The organism is Mesobacillus sp., assembly GCF_049588175.1.
In the GTDB taxonomy this organism is placed as follows: domain Bacteria; phylum Bacillota; class Bacilli; order Bacillales; family Cytobacillaceae; genus Mesobacillus.
Map to the genome: position 1 here is coordinate 1 of NZ_JBAVFI010000782.1, position 5,990 is coordinate 5,990.

Consider the following 5,990-nt stretch of genomic DNA (forward strand, 5'->3'; position numbering starts at 1 on the left):
GCGGACTTGTATGGGCAGATAAAAAGCCTGTGCTTTTTCATTCCAAAAAGCAATGGAAGCAAATCAACTCTGGTTATATACCGCCGAGTGTTGAAAGCATCTTGAGTGTCACGATTGTCAGGAACGCCCAGGTAATAGGGGTCCTGGTTCTGGCCGCTAACAAAAAAAGGGCATTTGAGAAGTCACAACTGATGATTGTCGATATTCTGTGTTCCCACTTTGCCATCGCTGTTGAGAACGCAAGGCATCATGAAAAAACAAAAGAAAACAGTGAAAGATGCGCTCTGACAGGACTCTATAACTATCGCTATTTTGAAAATATGCTGACAAGCGAGTTTGAAAAGTTACAAAACTCCGAGAGAGACCGGTTGTCACTCATCCTGCTTGATATTGATCATTTTAAATCAGTAAACGATACATATGGGCATCAAAGTGGAAATGAGATCCTATGTGAGCTTGCACTCCGATTAAAAGAACGGATTGGGGATATAGGTACAGTAGCCCGATACGGGGGAGAGGAATTTGTCATTCTGATTCCTGACATGATGAAGGGTGACGCATTCAAGCTTGCTGAGCAAATCAGGCTGATGATTGCCAACGAACCATTCACTTTGCTTCAATCAATGGATGCTAACGGAAAACTAATTTTCGTTGATATAACCGCCTCAATCGGTGTCGCTACAGCACCACAGGATGCTGATGATTCACTTGCATTGATCAGGCACGCAGATCGGGCATTATATGTTGGAGCTAAGCGGTCAGGGCGAAATCGGGTTGCTGAATATGTAAAATAAGGCTGACCCAATTGGGTCAGCCTTTAAATTTAGTATTTAACTTCAATTCCGTTATCAGTGTCAATGGACCAAGGAGTATCGTTTGATTTAGGACAGGATACTCCTGTTGTTTCTGGAAATAATGTATAAGGTATAAGTGTATTATCCTTAATTAAATAGGTATTTCCAGTAACGCAAAAGGTATAGGCATTATTCGGTTTCTTAAATTCGTACCTGAATATTGCATTACCAAAAACTATTATGTCAGCTCCACCATTAAATGTAATTTGGTCATTAAAAAAAGCATTTCCATGAACTGCAATAATTCTATTTCCTCGAATTTGGATATCTTTAGCGAAATACGTTGAATTAGGAAAATACTCATCCTTATCTGAGCCATTCCCCTTTAAGTCGATCGCATAGTCAACATAATCCAAGTATTGATCCTTTGTAGGGATTGACTCTTCAACTAGTGAATCTCCTTCATTTTTTACTACAAGGATTGTGCTGTTCAGTATTTTTTTTTCACTAGCTGTTATTCCTTTAGTCTTGAAGGAAATTGAGATATTGTCGTCTGACATTTTTGTGACAGAAGGTGAAGATACATCGTACCGATTGCTTCCTTCAATGGTCATTACCAGATAGTTATTGCTTGCTACTGCTTTCACCAGTGCAGCATAGAAGATTTCATCATAATCCGGAATGATGATTCCTGATTTCTTGCTTGCTTCTTCGAAAGCAGCTGCAACTTTGTTCTTCGCTTCCGTGTTTGACGATTTAACTATTTGTGCAAGTACTGCCTCATAATGCGCAACACCCATCTCCGCAAGATCTGTTGCTTTATTTACTTCATCTGTTTTGTTGAATTGTTTTCGAGCTGAAAGGGCCATTCCGCTCATGGAAAGGGCAAAGATAAAGGAAATCGTGATGATTAGTAAAACGAGAATGAGTGCGTAACCTTTTTCATTTTTCATCACTAAAGCTCCCTTAATATCTTTTAATAATCGTTTTAACTTCATAGGTTTGTCCTGTTTTATCATTTAAAGTCAAATGGATGGATAGAGGCAATGACGAATCTATATTTTTTGAACCTGAAATAGCTCCTGCATCAGGATAGCCAATTTCTATTTCTAAATCATATCTTGTATCTCCAAGTAGCTTATCTGCTACCTTTTCTCCGATGTAAGCAGTCTTTTTTGTCTCATCATAAGAGATTTTATATTGATCATATTTGAGATGGTGTTGTTTAACTGTTGCAATGATGACATTAGCAGTTTGGTCCATGCTGTTTTTTTCGGATATTTGGCTGTAGTTTTTATTAAATCCAAAAAAAACACTATAAATAATAGCGGAAATAATAAATAGAATTGTAATGGCTGCGAGCAGTTCAACTAATGTTAGTCCCCGTTCGTTTTTCAATTACTCACCTTCTAATATAGGTAAATGTTTCAGATGAATTTTCCGGATTTTTTATGTCTGTAACTGAAACTTTTACTCTGATTAATCCTTCTACACTATCAGCAAATTTTGCCGATATATTAAATGAACTAGTAATAGGGCTGCCTAAAAGATTGGATAGTTCCTTCTTTTCTAGTAGGCAAGGCAATGTACCACATACACTGCTGGTTTTAACGTCATTTTTTGACAAACTGACTTCTATCTGATTAACAATCTGCTGGGCAGTCTGGGTTGTGCTTAATTTATCTTCATTCTTTTTTACGAACATTGCTGACTGGGTAAAAAAACTGGCGAAAGAGGTCAGAATAATAACAAGCAATACAATAGATAATAAGACCTCCAGCAAAGTAAGCCCTTTTTCTTCATCCAACTTTATTCCCAAGACATTATTCCTCCGTCTACTAAATCGATTAATTTTATTATACAATATAAAAGAGTGAAAATTGTCATTTTATAAGTTAATAGTCCGATATATTGCTGAATAATAGCGGGCTTTAATAATCACATATATACGTATGGAGTGAGACAATGAAAAGTCTTTTACTTTTGTTAATATCGACAATTTTGGCAATGGTTTTGATAAAACATATTCCTTTAGGGCTACACCGGAAAGAGAAAATAATTGTTACTGTTACTTCCTTTCTTATCGGGACTTTTGGATTGATTTTTAGTTTTATTGCTTCGCCTTGGCATGCATTGTTCATTATGGTATTGCTGGCGTCTTCTGTTGGATATATAATGGTTAGTCGTTCAGTCGGTATTGCCCCCGTAAAAGGTCCGGCAAGGTTAAATGTTAATGATAGGTTGCACCGGAATTCTATTGAAAATGATATCCTCCCTGAGCCTACAACCCAACAAAGCAGCATGATCATCACTCAGGTTGCTGAAATAGTACCGAAAGTTTTTCCTAATCACCAGGAAATGGACTTGGAAGAAGACATTTCTTTCTTGGAAGAAAGAAATAAACTACAATTGACTGATTTAGATGATATACCAGCCAATAATATTGATAATAAAAATGACTTAAATGACGAGAAGTGGATAAATGAAGTTGAAGAACACGAAATGTATGCAACTAGCCAATCGTAACCTGTGGTTTATTCAGAAGGATTCTAATATCGGAGAGGACATAATAAATGAAAAAGCGAAAAATAATTAAACTATCTCTGATCGTTTCTGTTTATTCCCTGTTTATTTTTAGCTTCACCTACTTTGGAGCTTCAGCCATAGGTTTTAGGTCATCTGCTAATCAAGTATTCTCAGAAAGAACATTTATAGGCACTATAGATGTTTCGGGTAAATCGCAGGAAGAAGCAAAGTCCGTTCTCGAAGCGAAAAGGAGCGAATGGGCTTCAAGTGCTGAAATTATGTTGTCTTATAAAGGGCAAACCTTCTCGGTTGCTGCTGCTGAATATGATTTTTTAATAGATGAGTCGATTGGATCAGCTGTAAATGGTGCGCAAAATAAAGTGCTCGTTAACCTGGAAAAAGACGTCATTGATGAAATGCCCATAATTCCAACATCGCTCATTAGCGATCTTGATAAAGAAAGTCTAAAAAAAGAATTGCTTTTAGCAGGACAAAATTTTAACCAATTTACTAAAATTAGGCTGGAAAATTATCTTCCAAAAGAAGAGCCCAAAGTAATTTCTACAGCGGTCATACAAATTTCAGAAGGAAATCAAGAAATTCAGGAATTTGCTAAACTTTACCCATCAATCGAGATTGCTCCTGAAACTCAATTTTCTCTTGCTGCATTCGTCCAGGAAAGTGAATTGAACAATAGATCATCTTATACATATAGCCAGATTGCCACTGCGATTTATCAGGCACTCATGCCTGCAAATTTTTTAATTGCTGAAAGGCATATCGGCAGTCAGCTTCCTGACAATATACAGGCTGGGTTTGAGGCAAAGGTTAATTTCGAAAAGAAAATGGATTTAATTTTCTATAACCCTAACAAGTCTTCTTATTCGCTGGCATTCAAGCTGAAGGAAAGTGAATTGGAGGTTTCGATAATAGGCGTGCCCTTTTTATACAATTACAGCATCATTACCGCCGACAAGCAGGAATTTGAACCGAGGACAATCAAGCAATATTCACCGCTGCTTGAGCAGGGCCAAAAATCAGTTGAAGTAGAAGGAAGTCCTGGGATTCTAGTAAAGGTTTATCGAGAAACTTATAATCAAAACGGTGAACTGCTAAAATCCGAATTGTTATCAGAAGATTTTTATCCGCCAGTACATAGGGTTGAAATATTGCCACTTACGCCGGCAGCTCAGGAGACAGCATCCACAGCCGACGGAAATTCAGATACGATAACAGCACCTTCAGCCGATGAAACAGAACCTGCCGAGGAAAATGCATCTGACAACATACCTGCTGAACCTAAGGAAAACGGTAATGATGAGCAGCAGTCCAGTGGTAACCAGAATGGAACAGAGAACAATGCAGATGAAGACGATGACGGTTTATTTGGGAAGCCGAACGAAGAGCCGAAGTAAGCATTGAAGTCGGGAGCGATTAAACATGAGACAAATTAGAAAGCGGCTTGGCGATTTATTAGTAGAAACAGGCATGATTCCTGAGGAGCAGCTTAAGGCCACATTGGCTGAAAAGGCACAGGGGCAAAAGCTTGGGGATGCCTTGCTTCAACGGGGGCTTATCACTGAACAGCAATTAATTGAAGTTCTTGAGTTTCAGCTTGGAATTCCGCATATTAGTTTATATCGTTACCCATTCGATACGACTCTTTTTACCCTTATTCCTAAAGAAATGGCCAAACGTAACCTGGTCATTCCGCTTAAGAAAGAAGGAGAGAAATTGTATGTGGCGATGGCTGACCCGATGGACTTCATAACGGTTGATGACCTCAGGCTGTCGACTGGCTTCCATATTGAAACAGCAATAGCGACCAAGGATGATATAATCCGCGCGATCAATAAATATTACGATACCAATGAAGGATTTGAGGATTTAATCGGTAATAACAATCCCGTTATAGATCCGATTCAGGAGGAAAAACTGACAGAAGCGGATTCACCAATCATTAGGCTTGTTAATCAACTGCTTTCAATTGCTTCTGCTAGCAAGGCGAGTGATATCCACATTGATCCACAGGAGACGAAAGTTGTGATCCGATACAGGATTGATGGGATTTTAAGGGTTGAACGTGTACTGCCGAAGCATATGCAAAACGTCCTTATCGCGAGAATAAAAATCATGGCTAACCTTGATATCACTGAGAACCGTATTCCCCAGGATGGCAGAATTAAGGCAAATCTCGACTTTCATCCTATTGACCTCCGGGTCTCAACACTTCCAACCTTATTTGGCGAAAAGGTCGTTATGCGTATCCTTGATATGGGCAGTACACTGAATGATATCGAAAAGCTCGGGTTCAACAAGCACAATCTTTCCCGTTTTAAAGATATGATTTCCAAGCCAAATGGGATTGTGTTGATTACCGGACCGACCGGGTCAGGGAAATCTTCTACCTTATATGCTGCATTGAACAAGCTTAATAGTGAAGAGGTAAATATCATCACGATCGAGGATCCTGTAGAATATCAGCTCGAAGGGATAAATCAAATACAAGTTAATCCTAATGTAGGCATGACGTTCGCAGCTGGACTACGCTCTATTTTGCGTCAAGATCCGAATATAATTATGGTTGGTGAAATCCGCGACAAAGAAACGGTGGAGGTAGCGGTTAGAGCATCATTGACAGGTCACCTTGTTCTAAGCACGATGCATACC

The 5,990-nt window shown here is 38.7% G+C and carries 7 protein-coding genes; 4 read left to right on the forward strand and 3 right to left on the reverse strand.

Translation table 11 applies throughout. The features are described from left to right. On the forward strand, nucleotides 1–794 hold a 794-nt coding region (locus tag WB217_RS18925; RefSeq protein WP_423994885.1), incomplete at its 5' end, for a sensor domain-containing diguanylate cyclase. Between the two features lie 29 nt (nucleotides 795–823). Here the strand turns inward: WB217_RS18925 and WB217_RS18930 are convergent. Genes WB217_RS18930 through WB217_RS18940 form a run of 3 tightly spaced genes read right to left on the reverse strand, consistent with a single transcriptional unit; the run spans nucleotide 824 to nucleotide 2,613 of the window. Then, entirely contained in the window at nucleotides 824–1,747 is a 924-nt protein-coding gene (locus WB217_RS18930; protein ID WP_423994887.1) for a hypothetical protein, read from the reverse strand. A gap of 13 nt (nucleotides 1,748–1,760) precedes the next feature. Continuing rightward, complete coding sequence (locus WB217_RS18935; RefSeq protein ID WP_423994888.1) at nucleotides 1,761–2,192, reverse strand: PilW family protein; 432 nt, start codon at nucleotides 2,190–2,192, stop codon at nucleotides 1,761–1,763. A 4-nt stretch (nucleotides 2,193–2,196) separates the two neighbouring features. Further along, nucleotides 2,197–2,613, reverse strand: coding sequence for a type IV pilus modification PilV family protein (locus tag WB217_RS18940; RefSeq protein WP_423994889.1), 417 nt, complete (start codon nucleotides 2,611–2,613; stop codon nucleotides 2,197–2,199). Between the two features lie 146 nt (nucleotides 2,614–2,759). Here WB217_RS18940 and WB217_RS18945 point away from each other — a divergent pair, with 146 nt between their 5' ends. The 3 genes from WB217_RS18945 to WB217_RS18955 all read left to right on the forward strand — a co-directional run. Beyond that, nucleotides 2,760–3,320, forward strand: a complete 561-nt coding sequence (locus WB217_RS18945; protein WP_423994890.1) for a hypothetical protein — start codon at nucleotides 2,760–2,762, stop codon at nucleotides 3,318–3,320. A gap of 47 nt (nucleotides 3,321–3,367) precedes the next feature. Continuing rightward, entirely contained in the window at nucleotides 3,368–4,735 is a 1,368-nt protein-coding gene (locus WB217_RS18950) for a G5 domain-containing protein (protein ID WP_423994891.1), read from the forward strand. A gap of 25 nt (nucleotides 4,736–4,760) precedes the next feature. After that, nucleotides 4,761–5,990 (forward strand): GspE/PulE family protein (locus tag WB217_RS18955; RefSeq protein WP_423994892.1); only part of this gene is annotated, 1,230 nt, incomplete at its 3' end.

Bases quoted from the DNA above. Each gene is read 5' to 3' on its own strand.
- WB217_RS18950 (WP_423994891.1), top strand. From the start codon at position 3,368: ATGAAAAAGCGAAAAATAATTAAACTATCTCTGATCGTTTCTGTTTAT.
- WB217_RS18945 (WP_423994890.1), top strand. From the start codon at position 2,760: ATGAAAAGTCTTTTACTTTTGTTAATATCGACAATTTTGGCAATGGTT.
- WB217_RS18930 (WP_423994887.1), bottom strand. From the start codon at position 1,747: ATGAAAAATGAAAAAGGTTACGCACTCATTCTCGTTTTACTAATCATC.